Annotated in this window: 15 protein-coding genes and 3 tRNA genes; 10 read left to right on the top strand and 8 right to left on the bottom strand. The window is 53.5% G+C overall.

Annotation, left to right across the window (positions count from 1 at the left end):
* Positions 1–185: 185 nt before the first annotated feature.
* Entirely contained in the window at positions 186–986 is an 801-nt protein-coding gene (locus HMPREF1527_RS00815) for a bifunctional 2-polyprenyl-6-hydroxyphenol methylase/3-demethylubiquinol 3-O-methyltransferase UbiG (RefSeq protein WP_035433580.1), read from the bottom strand.
* Between the two features lie 69 nt (positions 987–1,055).
* Between HMPREF1527_RS00815 and HMPREF1527_RS00810 the strand changes: the two genes are divergently transcribed.
* From HMPREF1527_RS00810 to HMPREF1527_RS00775, 8 genes are all read left to right on the top strand, one after another.
* Complete coding sequence (locus HMPREF1527_RS00810; protein ID WP_035433578.1) at positions 1,056–2,906, top strand: elongator complex protein 3; 1,851 nt, start codon at positions 1,056–1,058, stop codon at positions 2,904–2,906.
* Positions 2,907–3,871: 965 nt separating this feature from the next.
* Positions 3,872–5,083: a tyrosine-type recombinase/integrase gene (locus tag HMPREF1527_RS00805; RefSeq protein ID WP_016476800.1), complete on the top strand. Its 1,212-nt coding sequence runs from the start codon at positions 3,872–3,874 to the stop codon at positions 5,081–5,083.
* Complete coding sequence (locus tag HMPREF1527_RS00800) at positions 5,080–5,721, top strand: hypothetical protein (RefSeq protein ID WP_016476799.1); 642 nt, start codon at positions 5,080–5,082, stop codon at positions 5,719–5,721. The genes HMPREF1527_RS00805 and HMPREF1527_RS00800 overlap by 4 nt, the downstream gene beginning before the upstream one ends.
* A 253-nt stretch (positions 5,722–5,974) precedes the next feature.
* Positions 5,975–6,238, top strand: a complete 264-nt coding sequence (locus HMPREF1527_RS00795) for a helix-turn-helix domain-containing protein (protein WP_016476798.1) — start codon at positions 5,975–5,977, stop codon at positions 6,236–6,238.
* The gene (locus tag HMPREF1527_RS00790; RefSeq protein WP_016476797.1) at positions 6,228–6,617 is read left to right on the top strand and encodes a hypothetical protein; all 390 of its coding nucleotides are present in this window, start codon (positions 6,228–6,230) and stop codon (positions 6,615–6,617) included. The genes HMPREF1527_RS00795 and HMPREF1527_RS00790 overlap by 11 nt, the downstream gene beginning before the upstream one ends.
* A gap of 10 nt (positions 6,618–6,627) precedes the next feature.
* Complete coding sequence (locus tag HMPREF1527_RS00785; protein ID WP_016476796.1) at positions 6,628–7,395, top strand: hypothetical protein; 768 nt, start codon at positions 6,628–6,630, stop codon at positions 7,393–7,395.
* 74 nt (positions 7,396–7,469) lie between these two features.
* A complete protein-coding gene (locus HMPREF1527_RS00780; RefSeq protein ID WP_016476795.1) occupies positions 7,470–7,868 on the top strand; it encodes a hypothetical protein in 399 nt (132 codons plus the stop codon).
* Between the two features lie 26 nt (positions 7,869–7,894).
* The gene (locus HMPREF1527_RS00775) at positions 7,895–8,533 is read left to right on the top strand and encodes a hypothetical protein (protein ID WP_016476794.1); all 639 of its coding nucleotides are present in this window, start codon (positions 7,895–7,897) and stop codon (positions 8,531–8,533) included.
* 175 nt (positions 8,534–8,708) lie between these two features.
* Here HMPREF1527_RS00775 and HMPREF1527_RS00770 read toward each other — a convergent pair.
* From HMPREF1527_RS00770 to HMPREF1527_RS00750, 5 genes are all read right to left on the bottom strand, one after another.
* Positions 8,709–8,784: transfer RNA gene (locus HMPREF1527_RS00770), tRNA-Val, on the bottom strand.
* Between the two features lie 128 nt (positions 8,785–8,912).
* Positions 8,913–10,328: a lysylphosphatidylglycerol synthase transmembrane domain-containing protein gene (locus HMPREF1527_RS00765; RefSeq protein WP_016476793.1), complete on the bottom strand. Its 1,416-nt coding sequence runs from the start codon at positions 10,326–10,328 to the stop codon at positions 8,913–8,915.
* 190 nt (positions 10,329–10,518) lie between these two features.
* Positions 10,519–11,667, bottom strand: a complete 1,149-nt coding sequence (gene mnmA, locus HMPREF1527_RS00760) for a tRNA 2-thiouridine(34) synthase MnmA (protein ID WP_016476792.1) — start codon at positions 11,665–11,667, stop codon at positions 10,519–10,521.
* The gene (locus HMPREF1527_RS00755; RefSeq protein WP_016476791.1) at positions 11,660–12,979 is read right to left on the bottom strand and encodes a cysteine desulfurase family protein; all 1,320 of its coding nucleotides are present in this window, start codon (positions 12,977–12,979) and stop codon (positions 11,660–11,662) included. Before HMPREF1527_RS00755 ends, mnmA begins: the two co-directional genes overlap by 8 nt.
* A gap of 1 nt (position 12,980) precedes the next feature.
* Positions 12,981–13,820 (bottom strand): putative ABC transporter permease, encoded by an 840-nt coding sequence (locus tag HMPREF1527_RS00750; RefSeq protein ID WP_016476790.1) that lies wholly within the window; start codon positions 13,818–13,820, stop codon positions 12,981–12,983.
* A 194-nt stretch (positions 13,821–14,014) separates the two neighbouring features.
* Between HMPREF1527_RS00750 and HMPREF1527_RS00745 the strand changes: the two genes are divergently transcribed.
* Positions 14,015–14,090 (top strand) — tRNA-Gly (locus HMPREF1527_RS00745).
* A gap of 46 nt (positions 14,091–14,136) precedes the next feature.
* Positions 14,137–14,210, top strand: a tRNA-Cys gene (locus HMPREF1527_RS00740).
* A 119-nt stretch (positions 14,211–14,329) separates the two neighbouring features.
* On the opposite strand, the gene HMPREF1527_RS00735 is transcribed toward HMPREF1527_RS00740, so the two are convergent.
* Both HMPREF1527_RS00735 and HMPREF1527_RS00730 read right to left on the bottom strand, forming a co-directional pair.
* On the bottom strand, positions 14,330–15,064 hold the full coding sequence (locus tag HMPREF1527_RS00735) for an anti-sigma factor antagonist (RefSeq protein WP_016476789.1): 735 nt from the start codon (positions 15,062–15,064) through the stop codon (positions 14,330–14,332).
* Positions 15,065–15,201: 137 nt separating this feature from the next.
* The gene (locus HMPREF1527_RS00730) at positions 15,202–17,418 is read right to left on the bottom strand and encodes a SpoIIE family protein phosphatase (RefSeq protein ID WP_016476788.1); all 2,217 of its coding nucleotides are present in this window, start codon (positions 17,416–17,418) and stop codon (positions 15,202–15,204) included.
* Between the last annotated feature and the right edge of the window lie 121 nt (positions 17,419–17,539).

Here is a 17,539-nt window from a genome sequence, read left to right as displayed (position 1 = left end):
CTCCTTCAGTCGGGGTTATCAGACAACGTCAAGGTATTGCTACCTTGCTAGTAGTAATACCCACAAGTTAGCTTATTCTAACTATCTTCTGACAACATTTTGAGACGAAAACTTCTGCTGTACAACAGTCACTGTCACAGGTAATCTTGCAGTCTTCGCGCTAGTACATAAAAGCATAAAAAGTACTAGCGCACACGTTGGAACACAAGGTATCGGTTAAGATTTTCATCTTTTCCATCTGCGCTAAACTGCGCGCATATGAGCACGTGAAAGCCAAGCTGAGCAATGAGGTCATCAAGCTCGTCTTGTGTAAAGTGATGGCAGTATCGCCATGCATGAGCTTCGTCCTGCCAGCCTAGCAGGTAGTCGTGTTCCTCTAAAACGTCTGCGTCCATCTGGAGCTGCTGCAAAGCCTGGGCTGTTGTTGTATTGGCTTTAGCGGCTAATTTGACACTGTTCATAAATTGCCAAAATGAGATACAGAGATATCCTCCCGGTTTGGTTTTGTCTAGCAGAGTACGTACAAGCTGCACCCGATTTTGAGCTCCCGGCACATGGTGCATAAAGCCAAAGGCAACTACTAAGTCAGAGGCCGGCATCTTCAGCTGAGACGCCAACGTATTGTCCAACAGGCTGTTCACTACATCCATTTTGACAAAGACAATCCGATCATCCGCCGCTCCGCAGTGAACCAGCGGCTCGCAATTATCTATCGCAACATACGCCGCGGGTTTGACGCCCGATTTCATCACAAATCGAGCAAAGCGTAAGTTACCGCATCCCACATCAAGCACACGGGGCTTCTCGGCAGCCATAAAGCGAGGCATGGCATCCAAACACTGCTGCCAGCCTTGCCAAGGCGCCTGACGCGTGGCAGAGAAGCTCTGAGCCTGCTGCGCATAGAACTCAGAGGTAATGTGGCTGAGCAGACGCGCGGTCTGCTTGCTGTCAGATGAGGTACCGGCAATGTTCATATGAGTATTCATACGTGGATTTTATCTCACTATCGCTACTCCGACCGACGTGAAGTCAGGCTGACTGCGTATAATGCGAGTATGAACGAACTCATATGGGACATACTAGAGAAACTTCGCGCGAGCTCTCAGAGCGCTCTTGACGCCCATCAGCTTGAGGTGTTGCTCCGCTCACACAGCGGTACTGTCAACAACATCAGTGGCATAGATAGCCCAAAACAGATTCCCAAACGTGCTGTCCTGCCCTATTTTTTACAGGTCAAGAACAAAAATGCTGAGCTGTGGCGCTCTTGGAACGTTACGCCCGAGCTGGAAGCGCGCTTTATACACTCGGTGCGCATGAAACCGCGGCGCACTGCCTCGGGTGTAGCCACCATTACGGTCATCACACGACCACATACCTGCTCAAGCAATTGCCTGTACTGTCCCTGTGATCTACGCATGCCCAAAAGCTATATTGCCAACGAGCCGGCCTGTCAGCGTGCGGAGCAAACATTCTTTGACCCTTACGTACAAGTTGCCGCTCGTCTGCAAGCACTGCATCAGATGGGCCATTCCACAGACAAGATCGAGCTTATTGTACTAGGTGGCACCTGGAGTGATTATCCTGCGGACTATCAATACTGGTTCATAAGCGAGTTATTCCGCGCACTCAATGATTGGCCCCGTTCACCTCAGCAGATCGAGAAGCGCCTGCATTGGTATCGCTCTTTTGGATTGCAAAATACAGAAGAAGCGCTGTCTTCATTTGTTGCTCGTCAGCAAGCGGCCGTCAACGCGCATGCCGTAACGTATAATCAGGCCTTCCACAGGCTGTACGATACCAGCCAAGCACACCAAACTGCATGGTCTCATATGCGTGCTACTTTCGAAGATCTTCTTAAACAGCAACGTGCTAATGAGACTGCAGCCTGCCGCGTAGTGGGTCTGGTCATAGAAACGCGCCCTGATACGATCATACCCGCAAACCTGCGCATGTTCAGACAGCTTGGCTGCACTAAAATCCAAATCGGCATCCAAAGTACCCGGCAGGAAATTCTTGATGCCAACTTACGCCAAATGACTGTCGCGCAGATCAAACGCGCATTCTCACTTATTCGCCTCTATGGATTCAAGATCCACTCGCACCTTATGGTCAATCTGTTAGGTGCAACACCCGAGGCAGATAAGCAAGACTTTATCAATTTTGTAACTGACCCCGGCTATCTTCCCGATGAGATCAAACTCTATCCTTGCGCATTGGTAGACGGTACGCAACTGGTCAAGAAGTACCGGAAGGGACTCTGGCAGCCCTACTCCAAAAACGAGCTGGTAGATGTGCTGGTACACGACGTATTAGCGGCACCGACATACGTACGTATTTCTCGTATGATCCGCGATATTAGTGCCACCGATATTTTGGTGGGCAACAAACACACAAACCTGCGCCAAATGGTCGAACAAGAGCTCAATGATGGGGAAAAGGCTTCCTGTGTACAAGAGATCCGCTTCAGGGAGATCAACCAGCAACAGGTAAGTGCAGCTGAGCTCAGCTTACAGGACTACACCTATACTACTGCCGTAAGTGATGAGCACTTTTTGCAGTGGGTAACGAGAGATAACAAAATCGCAGGTTTTTGTCGGCTCTCACTCCCACACTGGGATGAGCTGGCGGCAGGCACATGCGACGTACATGCCGATGAATTGATAGTCCAGCCGGATCAGGCGATGATCCGAGAACTGCATATTTATGGCCAGGCTTTGTCTCTGGGCTCAGAAGGCATATCCGCGCAACATCAGGGTCTTGGCCAAAAGCTACTCGTACAGGCGGGTAAGATTGCTGCAGACGAAGGTTATACTGCCCTCAATGTGATCAGCTCCATTGGCACACGCGCTTACTATCGTGCGCAGGGCTTTAAGGATGCCGACTTATATCAGCAAAAAGAGCTGTAAAACTACATACATGCAATAAAGCCGGCATCAGATGACAGCTGCTCTATCTGATCAGACAAGAGGTGACAAAACCTTCTTAAAACCTGGCAAGAGATTGAAACGGCAAAATCAATAAGAAGCCTGCCACTTTTTTAAGCTGCCTAGCTGCCCCTTAAATCCCTACCTCAAAATTTCAGCATCAGATTGCTATTTAAAGGGCGCAGCCAATCGGCACACCTAGTGCTAAATTGAGCAACCTGAGAAATACAAGAGTTCATCGGCATTACAGCCGATTACTCAGCAGTAACCATCTGACCCGGATAACACTCTCAAAATCAGCGTAAAAGCACTGTACTCAGACTTACCGCACCATGCTTTGTACAGCGCTATTTACAACAGTACTATTGATTCAAAAAGAACACCAACGCGTATGCCGTCATTGCAAGCCAAAGTACACATGACAAGATCTTGAATACCGGTTTTGTTTCATTTCCTGTTACTGTTGCTGCAAGAAAGAGAACAGTAACAGGCACCAAAGACCATGCAAAAACCTTTGGACTTATCAACTGGAGCTGCAACAAAATTGAAGCAGCTACCGATATGATAATTTCAGCTAGCAATAACCTCCGACGCCATTTGAAATCTATAGTCATAATCAATAGAGACTTGCATCGACTATTGAAACATCTGTACGCCAAGGAGTATGGTTTCTCCGTCTATAGTATTAAACATATCTGAACCTTAAGAAACAGGTCATCGAGAAACCCGATGACCTGCGAACTTGTGGTGGGCGTTACAAGATTTGAACTTGTTAACTCTTCCGTGTCAGTCTTTTTATGTTGCCGAACAGGAAATATCAACGCGACAGTTACGAGTTTTCTACCTGTATCTATATGTCATATTCCGTATGTACCGTAAATAGCGTACAATAACGAAGTAGATATTTTGCGGCGATATTGCGGCGCATTTTGCGGCAAGGAGGAACGATGTTCTACTCATCAGCCTACCTAAGGGAGCGCAAGGGCAGGGGTTGGATTGGCGTCCTCTCCTACAAGGACGAGAGCGGGAAGTGGCGCAAGAGGGAGAAGTCCCTCGATGCTAAGGGCAAACGCGAGGCAAGCAAGGAATTAGACAAATGGCGCGATGACATGGAGGCAGAAGCCGTAAGCGCGAGTATCCTCGCACCAGCGGAAACCGTAATAGACTACGTGACGCGCTACGTCGATACCCTAGAGGCTTCCGAGTCAATCGAGAGGTCAACCGTGACCGTCTATCACGCGATGTTGAAGCACATTGACGGGGAGCTTGGTTCCCTAAGGCTCGAAGAATTGAACGCCGAAAGCGCCCAGGCATGGGTTAACTCGATGGTTTCCAACGGCTATGCAGCTTCCACCGTGCGAAAGGCTTTCAACCTCCTTAAAGCGGCAATGACCCACGCAGAGGATACGGGGCGCATAGTCAAGAACCCCCTACGCACCGTGAAGCTCCCCAAGATTCCAAAGAAGGAGCCAAACGCATTGGACACCGCCCAGAGAGCACGGCTTGTCTCGTTTCTGGACATAGCAGCATCCAGCCCCGTGAACCTTGGAATCAGGCTCGCCCTCTTCACTGGTATGAGAGAAGGCGAGATTTGCGGCCTCCAATGGAAGAACGTTGACCTCGAATCGGATGTAATCAGGGTTCGCACCGTAATAGGCAGGGATAGAGGCAAAACCTATGTGAAGGAGCCTAAGACAGGGGGTAGCAGGCGCGACATTCCGGTATCTGATTCTATTATCGAGGCACTTAAGACACAGCGTACCGAGATGGTCAGGCAGTGTCTAGAAGGCGGAATCCCCTTCTCGAATGACCTGTACGTTCTGGGCAGGATGGACGGTACAAACTTGGCCCCACACGCCCTCTGGGAGGCTTGGAAGGCCATTGCGGCATCACTCGGCCTAGTGGGCACCCAAGGCAGGGTCCCCACGTTCCACGACCTGAGACACACGTTCGCCACGGCGGCGATTTCCGAGGGTGTAGACGTGAAGAGCGTATCAAGCATACTGGGGCACACCAACGCCGCAATGACCCTGAACATCTATGCAAGTGCAGACCCGGACGCCAAGCGCAGGGCAGCGGAGACCGTGAGCGAGGCAATGGAGCGCAAACCAAAAGACGCAACAATCATACGTTTGAAGACGGGAACCGATGACAAATGAGCAATCTCATTGAAGAGTTGAAGGAACGCAGCTTGCCCGTTCCCAACGACAATAAGCCACTTGGTGAGGTGGAACCGGGACGCATTGAGGCAATCCGCACCGAGCTTCTATCGGGCGTAGGACAAGCAGAGGTCGCCCAAGGAGTAGGCTTTAAGTCACCGGAGACAGTCAAGAATTGGAGCGACGACCCCTCATCACTCAACAGAGATAAGGCAGAGAAGCTCGTCGCATATCTCGCTACATTGATTGCAAAACGCTATGGCATACCCGAGGAGACAGCGCGAAAGGTAGTGCTTGACGAGCTTACCAAGGATACGGCGGAAGAAGCCTACATAAAGGGCATGGACTGTATCCTATCGAACGTTTGCTATTACCTCTTCCATGACGAAGTGGAATCGCTCTGCGACGTGGCCGCGTTAACGGTGCTAGACGAGAGGCGCACACAGGCGACCCAGACTGATTTGGTGGCCTTCCTTGAAGTTGCTGAGGCGTGGAGGCGTATGTATAAGGCAAGGAAAAGCAGAAACAACGCGCAAGTCATAGAGGCCGGAAATGAGCTGCGAGATGCAGTTACAGCCTTCAACGCGGCAGTCACGAAGCGGGCCACTCATGTTGCAGACGAAGGACAGAGCGTGTAACAATCGTTTTGTGACGTTTTTGTGTAGATAAAAAATATCTCATCAGATCAAATGGGCGACGGGGCGAAAAACCTCTCGCCCATTTTTTCGGGTCATGTTTCCGAGTGCCTAAAACCTCTCGGAGACCCGAAAAATAACGCGGGATTTCTTCCTACTCAGTCGGTTTATGTACCAATCTAACTGCGGTTTCTCTGTGATACCTTATGTGTCGTACCGGTACGAGATAGTCAGTAAATCGACCTAGGAGAAAGACATGAGCACAATCACGGCGGGGCTTAGAACCCCGCACAACTCACGATTCACTATCGAGCAGGTGCGAGACGGAGCAGGCAGTCTCCCCGCCCTTATCGACACGCCAACCGTTGCGGCACTCGCAGGGGTTAGCGAGAGGCATATTCAACGAATGGCAGGCTCTGGAAAGCTTTCCTGCGTAAGGATTGGCAATCGCTACCGCTTCAACACGGTGGATGTCCTTGAAAGACTCGGCCTAAGCGAGGCGATGACCGATGCCCACTAGAAAGGGAACGGCCCCCGTAGCGGTCGCAGCCGCCACAAGGGCCGAGAGCGAGGAGCTTGTAGACGCCTCCTCACAAATGATAGCCGAGAGGCACAGAAGGTTCGCCCACGAGGCAGCCGAATGGGTCAAGGAGAACGAGGGCGCCTGGTCATACATGGTCAAGACGGCACAAGGCTATTCCTCCCAAGGGCGGAAGTTCGGTATGCAGGAGCTTGCCGAGAAGGTTCGCAGGCGTGAGTTCACCGACAGCCACGGACGTACGACCAAGGTCAACAACAACCACGTCCCCGCCCTCGCCCGCTTGCTTGTGGCACAGGTACCCGCGTGCCGTACGCTCATCGAGCGCCGCACACACGCCTACGACGGCCTCATGGGTTGAGGTCACGGATATGAGCGGCGAGAGCGAGCCATTCACGCGAGTATGGGCAGGAATGCTCGCCGCCTTGACAGAGGCCAACGTGAGCGGAAAAGAGCTTGTCGTGCTCATCTCCCTGATGCGTTACCAGAAAGACAGAGACAGGGAGATTTGGCGACCAGTGAGCGAGATTGCCGCCGAGTGTGGGCTTTCCGAAAACAACGTACGTAACAAGCTCACTTCGCTCACGCGAAAGACGTTTAGGGGCAAGGACGGCTCCCCCGTGCCCGTAATCACAAGGGTGAGGGAGGGTCACAGAGGGCGGGCGGCAACGTACACCCTCAACCTACCAAGGGAATGCGCAACAGATTCGTTGCCCAATACCAGAGGAGGTGTAAATCAGAATGCGCAACAAATCAGTGAAGAATGCGCAACGTTTTCGACAAAAAGCGCAACAAATCCGGGGTTAAAGCGCAACAAAGTTGTTGCCCCATTAAAACCAATAGAACGTTTCAATAAAAAAGATATGGTCGATTTTGGCAAATCGACTGCAGTTTTTCCCTCCAAAGACGAGTGGGCTAGGTTCATGGAAGAGAACGACGTACCGGAACCCTACGGCGACGAATACGAAAGGCTTAAGAGTAGAGGCTTTACTGATAAGAGGGGAAACCCCATCCACGATTGGCGGGCTTACCTTCTGCGCATCTCAAAGAGGGTCAGTGAATCGTATGGGCATGAAGCCTCACGCGCATGGAACAGAAAACCCGCAGGGGAACCCGACTTGTCCGACTGCCCATTCTGAACAGCGAATATCAGTTTATTAGCGCTTCTAAGCGATTTTAAGCGCCTTGTTACTAGGAAAGGTAAGTACACACAATGTCAAAGAATAACTACGAGCGCGCTGTAGCGGCTCTGGTAGCCTGTAACACCACAAAAGAGGCGGCAAGGGTCGCGGGTATGGGAGAGTCCACCTTGCGCGCCTACAAGTCCGACCCCGAGTTCGTGGAGCTGTACACGACAGCGAGGCACGAGCTTCTCGATACAGGCGTTAAGGCTCTGCAGTCCAAGTTTTCGGACGCCGTAGATGTCATCTGCGAAATTATGACCGACAAGGAAGCATCTCCCAGTGTGCGCCTCTCTGCTGCAAACTCGATTATTCAGAACGTTGTTCGTCTCACCGACCAGACCGAGAGCATGGAGCGCGCCGCGACAGACCGCAGGTTGAACCGCAAGTTTTTCGGTGACCTCAGCGACATCTTCCCCGCCGACAAATAGACCAAACAACAAGATTGGAGAACACCATGAGCTACAGAGATTCAGTCAAAAAGACCATCACTACCATCAGCACCGCCGCTGCCCAAGCGCAGACAAAGATAGATGAAGCGCGCCGCTTCAAGGAGGGCAACCGTCAGAACCTGCGTGACCGTATCGTGGGCGAGGAGGGTTACAAGCAGAACAACGCCGCCTATGACAAGCAGATTTCGGACGCTAAGGCGGCCTTCAAGGCGACCGCACAAAAGGCTATGGACGAGTACACCAAGCAGCGTAGTGCATCATTCGCGCCCCGTCCCCGTGACGTTAGCCTAGAGACGATGCAGTTCCTCTCCCTCATCGACCTCACACAGGCCGAGGCCGCCCAGCTTGTCAGGGAGGCCAAGCAGAAGGACGGCAACTACACGCTAGCCCGCATGATTTATGCCAACGTCAACAGACAGGGCATCGACTTGCACGACGATGCCGCCTCGTACATCGAGCGCTGCGAGGACGCCCTCTCCTCACTCACCGATACGTGCAACTCGATGCTCGATGACGAGAGCGGGGCTTACGCAAAGTCTTTCGGGCAGGTGGTTGCCAGCGCAGTCCAAGACGTATCCGAGGCGTCGGACGCCTACATGGGCAGCGCAGGGGTTACCTCTGAGGGGTTGCCTGTAGAAGGTTAGGAGCGCAATTCCACGGCTACAAAGGAAGCGCGTTTGAGCTATGAGGAGGCTCGCGAAAGCGGGTCTCCTTTCCTTGTCTTAGAGGGAAACTCTGAGCTTTTGCGGCAATTTTGCGGCGGGATTTGCGGCAAAACAAAACAGGCCAGAAGCTTTAAGCCTCTGACCTGTGAACAGTTGGTGGGCGTTACAAGATTTGAACTTGTGACCTCTTCCGTGTCAGGGAAGCGCTCGTCCCCCTGAGCTAAACGCCCTTATATGAGCTGCATACCGTATGCTCGGCAAGCACAAGCAAGCCGCGATACCGCACCTGCAGCGAGGGATATGGTACGACAAAACCCACAGCACATGCAAGTGCCATTTGCAACTTTCTTCGTACGACCTACTTCTTTTTGGCCTTGGCTCCCATCTTGACACGGATACCACCGGCCGAAGCGGGCTTTTTCTGCCCCAGGCGCTTCTCGCCAGAAATGAAAGCGGAAAGTGAAGACACAGCTTGCGTCCAGCGCCGATACACTGTTGGACCGCCATGGGAACGCAGACCCAAAAGCATGGAGGCAAAGAGCGTGGGGAGGAAATACTCGATGGCACGCCAAAGCACAAAACCCGCCGCGATTTTCTCGCCAAACATATGTCCAAAAAGAAAGGCAAAGCCACCTTCAGCGCCACCGGTGCCACCGGGAAGCGGAATTGCCGAGGTGAGAAGTTCAAGCATAGAGCCGGACGCCAGACAGGTCAAAAGGTCTGCGGGCTGTCCCAAGGCATGCAGTACAAAATACGGCAGCGAGTACAGACAGCCAAGCTGAAACAGAGTGATAACAAGCACTGCAAGCATCTCGGGAACATTCTTGGCGGCGTTTTTGAATCCTGATGAAAACTCATGTACCTGCGTGTTGATGATCTCATACCAATGGTCGTAGCGCTTCACGATATTGAAGCGTGAGAGAACCCGGAGCCCCCAGTTACCTACGGCAATGACCATGCGCGGAAGCAAGCAGATAGCAAGCATGCCTCCCACCATGAGGATCTTTGCGCCAAACAATACCACGCCGACAATGGTAACGTCACCGAACTGCTCAAAGAAGTAATTGAACCTAAAGAGCAGGATAAGAGCAGCAAATATCCCCTCGCCCGCTTCATACATCACAAAGCGCGTAAACTGAAGCGCTCCTGCCTGTCCCACGGAAATACCCGCGCGAGTAAGACGAAAAATCTGCGCAGGCGCGGCTCCCGCACCGTTGGGGGTCAGGTTCATGAAGAAGATGCCCGCCGCTTCAACGCTCATGAGGTCGCGTATGCCAACGGGACAGTTAGGATCCGTAATAACCGAAATGATATAAGCGAGAATGCCTAAAAAATAATAGGTGAAGTAAGCGAATGCTCCGGCAATGAGCCAACCGGTATCAACACCAGCAAGAGCGCCGACAAACTCGTCAAACTGACCGGAAAACACAATGTAGATGCCGTACAAAACGGTAACAAGTACAAGAAACAGAACGCTTTTGCGAACCTGTCCGTAGCTTTTGCGGGCGTCCTCAACCGACTCGGTGGCAGGGCTTGGCGCGACCGATACCTTAGTTGCCACCTTAACCTTTGGGCGGTTTGTGTGTCCGGATTCGGCAGCTGCGGATTGGGAGGTCTTAGGCGCAGAAGTCGCAACGCCAGCGTCCACGGACGCAGTGTCTTGAGGCTCTTTTTGGGACTCTGAGCGCTTTGCCTTTGCTTTGGCTTTAGCTGTGGCTTTGGCTTTTGCTGTAGCAAGAGGCTTTGATGCGGCAGAATCTTCCAAACGACCCATGAACACCTCCTCGGACTCTTTGACGTCTATCCCCGGAATTTCTTTTCTGACCTGTTAAGTATACCCGTGACGGGCAATCCTCACCGAGACAACACGACTGTTTCCTCTTTGGCGATTGCCTGTCCCCTGGTGCTGTTTATCCCCTGGCGGCCGTTTACTTCCTGGCGACTGACTGCTTTCTAGTAACCGTTTATTCTTTGAACTGGGCGAGAAGTCCATCGTCTCGCTCAATGATTCCTCCGCCTACACACACCAGCCCATCATACAAAACGGCTGACTGACCGGGAGCCACCGTGCGAACCGGCGATTCATAGGTAATGCGCGCGGTTGCGTCTCCTGTCTTTGTCAGCAGACAAGAACGCAGCTCTCCGGTGTGACGCGTGCGCACCGTATACCTTCCATCTGCAGGAGCGCTTCCTGAAATCCAATGCGTATCAGCGATATCCATCATTTGCGTCCAAAGCGCCGGGCTTTTGTTGTCCGCCGTCACATACACGATGTTTGTATCGGTATCCGTTGCTACGACGTAGCGAGCAGGTCCGCCGCCAATCGACAACCCCTTGCGCTGTCCGACGGTAAACAAAAACGCGCCGTCATGCTCGCCGAGCTTTTTGCCGCTCTCCCATTCAATGATATCGCCTTCTTTTTGCTCAAGCGCATTCAGCAAAAACGTACGGAGTCCTACCGGTCCGATAAAACAGATACCGTCGGAATCAGGCTTGTTCTCAATACCCAGGCCACGCTCGGCGCACATGGCGCGTACCTCGGCTTTTGTGGGAATATCACCAATCGGAAAGATTGTCTTCTCAAAAAGACGCCCCGGCACACGCCAGAGGAAGTACGTCTGGTCTTTGTACTCATCAGCGGCGCGCATGAGACAAGAAATACTTGCTTCGCGAGAAGTACCGTCTACCCTTGCATGGTGCACGCCTTGGACGTTCTTCTCGCCATACGCCACGCGAGCATAATGACCTGTTGCCACATAATCGGCCCCTTCAGCAAAGGCGCGCTCGGCAAAGGTGCCAAACTTGACCGTTTGATTGCACATGACATCGGGATTGGGCGTATAGCCGTGGGCGTAGGAGTCAAGCAGGTAGTCAACGACTGTTTCCCGGTATTCCTTCTCGCAATCCCAAACGGCCAAGTCGATGCCGAGAGAGACGGCCACGCGTTCCGCGTCAGCCAAATCGTCGGCCCACGGACAACGAAATCCCGGCAGGTCTTGCGACCAGTTGCGCATATAAACAGCCCTGACGTCATAGCCCTGCTCCAACAGAAGGGCAGCCGAAAGCGCCGAATCAACGCCGCCGCTCATACCCAGGTATACCGTCTTAGTCATTGGCGCTCCTCTTTGCCATGCGAAGCGTGTTCGTGAATGCGGCGCCGCGAGCCTGCTCCGCATGAACAGCGCGCATTAGTGCGGAGGCGGCATAGACGATATCGTCTTGCGTGGTCGTGCGTCCGAGGGTAAGGCGAAGGCTTCCCGCCGCCGCCTCATGCGATGCTCCGATTGCCTCAAGGACATGAGATATTTGCATTTTTGATGCCGCGCAGGCCGAACCTGTTCCCACCGAGACGCCTTCGCGCTCAAGCAAAATTACGAGGCGGCGCGCCTCAACTCCCGGAAACGCCACATGTAGCAGGCTCGGAAGACGAAGTTTCGCGTTTTTTGGACCTGAAACTACCATGTCGAGAAACTCATGCGCAAGTTGTGCTTGCAGGAGGTCGCGCAGATGAGCAAGGCGGCGCGCTTCTTCCTTTTGATGTGCTTGCGCGCGTTCAAGCGCACAGGCAAAGCCAATGACGCCGGCTACGTTTTCCGTTCCTGAGCGCACGCCTCCCTCCTGTCCGCCTCCCAGCACCAGCGGCCGAAGCCTTACGCTGTCGGAAGCCCACAACAACCCCACCTGCTTGGGACCATAGACTTTTGCAGCGGAGAGCGTAAGCATATCAACATCAAGTGAAGAAATATTCACTGAAAGCGTAGCAGCTGCCTGCGATGCATCGGCATGCACATGAAGCGGACGGGTCTCCCCTGCTTTGAGGCGGCGGCTGCGCTCGCGCGCCGCTACGGCGGCTATCTCGCGAATCGGCTGGATGGTACCAATCTCGCCGTTTGCGAGCTCGATTGAAATGAGCTCAGTCTGAGGTCGGATGGCCGCTGCAACACGATCTGGATCCACACGGCCGTCCGCTCCGACACGCAGGGTTGTATGGCTGAAAGTATTTGCGCAGGCAAGCACGCTTTCATGTTCGATAGCGTCTACGATGACGTGTCCATCATCGGACACCGTAGCAAAAGCCAGGTTGTTTGCTTCCGTGGCGCCGGCAGTCAAAACGATATTGTCAGGACGGGCGCCGATGGTATGAGCCAGTTTTGCGCGGGCTCGCTCAACTTCATCTCGAACCGCTCGGGCTGCAGCATATGGAGCGGAGGGGTTAAAAAAGCGATCCGTAAAATAAGGCAGCATCGCTTCAACGACCTCGGGAGCCATAGGCGTTGCCGCAGCAAAATCGAGGTATACCTCACGTTCCTTTTTCTCCCCCTGCGGAGAGTAAGGGTTTTGCAGAGAACTGAGGTCTCGCGGAGGGTTGAGGTCTTGCGAGGAGCGGGAATTTTGCGGGGAGTGGAGGTTCTTCTCGTCAGCCATACTACTTGGTCCCCTCAACGTGAACGGACATATTCTGGAACCGCGCGGAAATGAACTCGTTTGAATAATGCGTGTCCACCCACTCCTCGAAAGCGTTATGCGGAGAAACTCCCGCATCGCGCGCGGTGGCGCGCGTAAAACACGCAACAGTCATGCACACGTCAGCGACAACGTATACCGAAATAAGCGTGATGAAAATTGCCTGACGCCTGGAAGTTGGCTCGCCAATATGATAGAGCGCACGCGGCATGACAAAGCGACACCAGGCAAGCCCGAGAAGTCCCCAGAAAAACAAAAACCGCCAGGCGACAAATTCGGTGATGTGATCGGGCAAATGCGCGTAGCTCCACGATTGCGTATGGAAAAACGTCAGCATACCCCACCCGGTAACCTGCTCAAGGATGCCGCCGATGCAGGCTGAAACGAGAAAAACCACGAGGTTGGAGACATGACGCCTGCGAAGCCAATAACAGATAACCGTCAGAAGCACAGTGCCCGTACCATACAGCGGGGAAAACGGTCCCCATACAAGGCCTACGCGCGACTCGGTCAGGCCGGCGGTCACAAGCATCCATATCTCCTCCAACAGAAGGCCTGCCATACTGCCGCCTACAAAGAGAATAACCACCTGATACCAGCCTATATGCAGGACGTCAAGATACTGTTCTCTCTCTTTTTTAGTGGAATGCAACTTACCTGATACGCTCAACGTTGTTTCAGCGTCCAGTTTTTCACCGCCGGAAAGCCAACGCGCGAAGAAATAAAACGCATTCGCAAAGCCGCGCACTACGAGCCACGCGACAAATATAAGCGCGATAAGTGACGCAAGAATAAAGAGCATGAAGCAAATCCAATCAGCCGCCAGCTTCTCTAGGATACGATATTTCTGCGCTTTGATGAGCGTTCATGTTTATTGCCCTGCATAAGAGCTGGCTTTCTACGAAATCGACCATACGATTGACAAAAAGTTTGGGTGAATTTGTGATTTTCGCTTGCATTGGCCGCGCGGTTTGCGTATATTATTCCTCGCGCTTCGCGGGCTTAGCGCAGTTGGTAGCGCGCAACCTTGCCAAGGTTGAGGTCGCGGGTTCGAACCCCGTAGCCCGCTCCATGAATTTTCGGCCGGTTTCGATCGGCCTTTTTTATACGGCATCTTCGGCGAGATGGCCAAGTGGTAAGGCAGAGGCCTGCAAAGCCTTTATCCCCGGTTCGAATCCGGGTCTCGCCTCCAGCGAACGTTCAAAACACCTGGTACCGATTGGTGTCAGGTGTTTTTTTGAAAGTTACTACCGGACGTTTTGTGAAGATCTATACCAAGTTGTGAAAATCTATATCAAGCGTTGTAAAGAATCACGAACGCACCAGTTTCACAAGATGCACCACAGTCCCCTTGCCCGACGGCTTGACCGAAATCGACACAGCATCAGTCAGCAAGCGCATCAGCTTGATACCGCGACCCCTCTCAGCACAGCAATCAACGTCGGGAGGTTCCTCATCGTCTGCCAGCGCATATCCCCTGCCGCAATCAGCGACGTCCACCGTTACACGATCGGGATACATTGCAACGGTTGTTAAGATGCCACCCTCACACGTATGATCCGCGGCATTGCCAAGAGCCTCGCCCACCGCGAGCTTGAGGTCAAACATCGCGTCGCTTGAAAACGGTACGCTGGCGAGAAGTTCATCCACACGAGCGCGGGCAGCGTACAGCGCGGAAGGGTCCACCCGAAACGTCGTCTGCCAAAGCGGACGCACCCTAGGATCCAAAGGAGCAACGTGCGCATGCGCGCCAACGCGTGTCACTGGCATAAAATCAACCAGACGCATACGCGAAAGACAGCGAAACACCGGCTGCGACACATTGGTAAGGCTCATAAGTCCACCGGTTGAACGAACACGGCGCAAGGCGCACATGATAAAGCTCATGCCGGCCGAATCAATGTAGGATACATCGGCCATGTTCAACACGATACGCTGACAGCCTTGATTTAAAAGCTCTTCGACCTCGCGTCGCACTGCAGGAACTGCGGTGACATCAAGATCAGAGTTTACAGAAAGCAAGGCTATGTTTGGTTTTGTGCGCATACAGGCTTTGTTCCCACATACGTGCATTTATTTCAGCGCAGAGCACAGCGCGCCACGCTCCGCATCACCAATGCAGGAACCACGCTCCACGTCGCTGGCACATCGCCAACGCAAGCGTTACGCTACCGCGCGACGCGCTACGCCGGCAGCCCGGAAAACCGCAAGGCGACCATAGCAACGTCATCTTCAAGGCTGCGTCCTGTATAGGCATCCAGCGTCGCCAAAAAGCGGTCAAGCAGTCCTTCAAAGCCATGAGGAACTTCACTCATGACCATGTCACGCAAGCCCGTCTCGCCAAAAAATGCACCCTCGGGGCTTCTCGCCTCAGTCGTACCGTCGGTGTACAGAAATAAAACGTCATCTTTACGCAGCTCAACGTAGCCGTTTTTGTATGTCATATCCTGAAACGCTCCCACGACACCGGACTGCACATCCAAAAGCTGCGCCTCGCCCGTAGCGGCGCGCACAAGCGCCGCGGGTGGATGTCCCGCTGAACAGTATGTCAACACGCCCTTCGCCAAATCGACCACGCCGACAAACAACGTCGCAAACGTTTCGATGCGCGAGAAGCCCAAAAGAAACTCGTTTAGATTCGCCACCATGCGAGCAGGACCAATCCCCTCCCACGCGTATGCGGAAAGCGCCGTCTTCACGGCCGATGACACGGAGGCGGCTTCAATGCCCTTACCGGAAACATCGCCCATAATAACGCAGGCTCGACGTCCCGAAAGTCTCACAAGGCTGTAGAAATCGCCGCCGACAAAGGCTGCCGCGGTCGCGGACGAATAGATTCCTTGCGCCTCGATACCATCAATATGCTGCAGTTCATTCTTCATGCCTGTCATCAGCGCCTGCGAGATACGCTTGTTTTGCTTGCTTTCTTCCGCGCCCGCCACAATAGCCCTCACATTGAGAGCCACGCGCTGCAGCAATTCAAGGTCGATGTCGCTCATAGGCTCCGAATCATACGGCCGCAAGAAAAGCCAGGTCCGGCGCTTGTCTTCTATTTTCCCAGCGAGAAGAGCCGCGCCTATGCACGGTTGCTGCAAAGCGCGGAGTTCCTCACTTATGACAGAGTCGGGAGCAATGGCTATGACCTGAGCTTCCTCGTCCTTCTCGGAAATCTCCCCTAAACCAGCGGGCAGCTCAAATACCGGAGCGTCCGCGGGGTGAACTACAGGCCTGCCGGACACTTCGCAGCACACGACAGGATATACCACGGCATCGAGAGCCTCTGCCACCTCTTGCATGACCTCGGGCAGAACTCTGCTGGCTCCACCCTCTTGAGCGCCGGCAGCGGCCGTCAAACGGTTGCGAACATCAAGCGCAAGCTCACGCAACTCATTGCGCCGTTGCGTCCGCATCGTAGAAAGCGCACCCACCAACTGCACTGAAAGGTAATTTGAGATGGAATCAAGCAGGCGCGTGTCGTCAGAATTCAGGGGATGCACGGTTTTCCAGCCCACTTCAATCAGCGCTATAATCTGACCACCAAACCACACAGGTACCGCGATAAAACTGACGAACGGCGGCAAATGACGAACCGCAACCTCATACACCTCACGCGTATCGTCGTTGACTACATCACGAGAGGTCAGGCGTCCGGCACGCAAATCCTGAGGATTCGGCGGCGCCACGCGCAGCCTGAGCGCATGGCCCGTATCCGCGCAGAGATTTTCTATCAGATGCCCGTACCCCACAAACCGCGGCGCCGATGAGCGCGCGATAGACTCGGTTGTCCCATGTAGGTGAAAGCCATCATGTTCCGCAAGATAGATGAGGGAACCGTCGGCCTCCATAGTGTCAGCAATCTCAGCGATGACACGCTCAAGCAACTGCCCCATATTTTCGGAATCAAGCGTATCCAACACGATATTAAGTGCTCCGGAAAGCCGCTTGTTTGCCCGGCGGAGCTCCTCTATGGTGCGCTGTTCTTCTCGCTCAGACGTCGCCTCGTCACTCACCGGTACAACAACAAGCACAAAAGCCTCTGTGGGCGCCCCTGCCCGCTCAGAACGCACGCGCAGCGTCAATGGTTCACCGGCGGCGTCCGCGACCGTTACAAGCGCTGTGCTTCCGTCAACTGGGAATGGGAGCGCCTCCGCGTCAAATGCCGTCGACCGATCTTCCGCGTCGCCAGGCGTAAAGAAGGTGCGGATATCAGATCCTATAAGGTTTCTTTCGTGGTATTCAAACAGTCTGACAGCTTCGTCATTGGCGAGAAGTACCCGTCCCTCTTGGTCAAAAACAATAACGGCGTCTCCCACGAGCTGCAAAATACGCGCAAGCGTCGCGGTAACACTGCCTTCAACGATACCGTCAATGGATCGTACGCTCAGTTCTTGTTCTGCCATAGACGCCGCCTTTCTTTTTCAGATGTTATTGTGCCACGAATCACATGGCGACAGGCATTCCGTCTAGCGCGCGCTGGAGCGTGGCGGGTACGCGCGGGTGCGGCCGATGGGCGCGGACAGC

Source organism: Atopobium sp. oral taxon 199 str. F0494, assembly GCF_000411555.1.
Classification (GTDB): Bacteria; Actinomycetota; Coriobacteriia; order Coriobacteriales; family Atopobiaceae; genus Lancefieldella.
This window is presented reverse-complemented; position numbering and strand designations above follow the sequence as displayed.

Excerpts from the sequence above, each read along its gene's own strand:
- HMPREF1527_RS00730 (WP_016476788.1), bottom strand. The coding sequence starts at position 17,418 with ATGGCAGAACAAGAACTGAGCGTACGATCCATTGACGGTATCGTTGAA.
- HMPREF1527_RS00750 (WP_016476790.1), bottom strand. The coding sequence starts at position 13,820 with ATGCTCTTTATTCTTGCGTCACTTATCGCGCTTATATTTGTCGCGTGG.
- HMPREF1527_RS00810 (WP_035433578.1), top strand. The coding sequence starts at position 1,056 with ATGAACGAACTCATATGGGACATACTAGAGAAACTTCGCGCGAGCTCT.
- HMPREF1527_RS00765 (WP_016476793.1), bottom strand. The coding sequence starts at position 10,328 with ATGGGTCGTTTGGAAGATTCTGCCGCATCAAAGCCTCTTGCTACAGCA.
- HMPREF1527_RS00805 (WP_016476800.1), top strand. The coding sequence starts at position 3,872 with ATGTTCTACTCATCAGCCTACCTAAGGGAGCGCAAGGGCAGGGGTTGG.
- HMPREF1527_RS00785 (WP_016476796.1), top strand. The coding sequence starts at position 6,628 with ATGAGCGGCGAGAGCGAGCCATTCACGCGAGTATGGGCAGGAATGCTC.
- HMPREF1527_RS00775 (WP_016476794.1), top strand. The coding sequence starts at position 7,895 with ATGAGCTACAGAGATTCAGTCAAAAAGACCATCACTACCATCAGCACC.
- HMPREF1527_RS00800 (WP_016476799.1), top strand. The coding sequence starts at position 5,080 with ATGAGCAATCTCATTGAAGAGTTGAAGGAACGCAGCTTGCCCGTTCCC.
- mnmA (WP_016476792.1), bottom strand. The coding sequence starts at position 11,667 with ATGACTAAGACGGTATACCTGGGTATGAGCGGCGGCGTTGATTCGGCG.
- HMPREF1527_RS00755 (WP_016476791.1), bottom strand. The coding sequence starts at position 12,979 with ATGGCTGACGAGAAGAACCTCCACTCCCCGCAAAATTCCCGCTCCTCG.
- HMPREF1527_RS00735 (WP_016476789.1), bottom strand. The coding sequence starts at position 15,064 with ATGCGCACAAAACCAAACATAGCCTTGCTTTCTGTAAACTCTGATCTT.
- HMPREF1527_RS00815 (WP_035433580.1), bottom strand. The coding sequence starts at position 986 with ATGAATACTCATATGAACATTGCCGGTACCTCATCTGACAGCAAGCAG.
- HMPREF1527_RS00790 (WP_016476797.1), top strand. The coding sequence starts at position 6,228 with ATGCCCACTAGAAAGGGAACGGCCCCCGTAGCGGTCGCAGCCGCCACA.
- HMPREF1527_RS00780 (WP_016476795.1), top strand. The coding sequence starts at position 7,470 with ATGTCAAAGAATAACTACGAGCGCGCTGTAGCGGCTCTGGTAGCCTGT.
- HMPREF1527_RS00795 (WP_016476798.1), top strand. The coding sequence starts at position 5,975 with ATGAGCACAATCACGGCGGGGCTTAGAACCCCGCACAACTCACGATTC.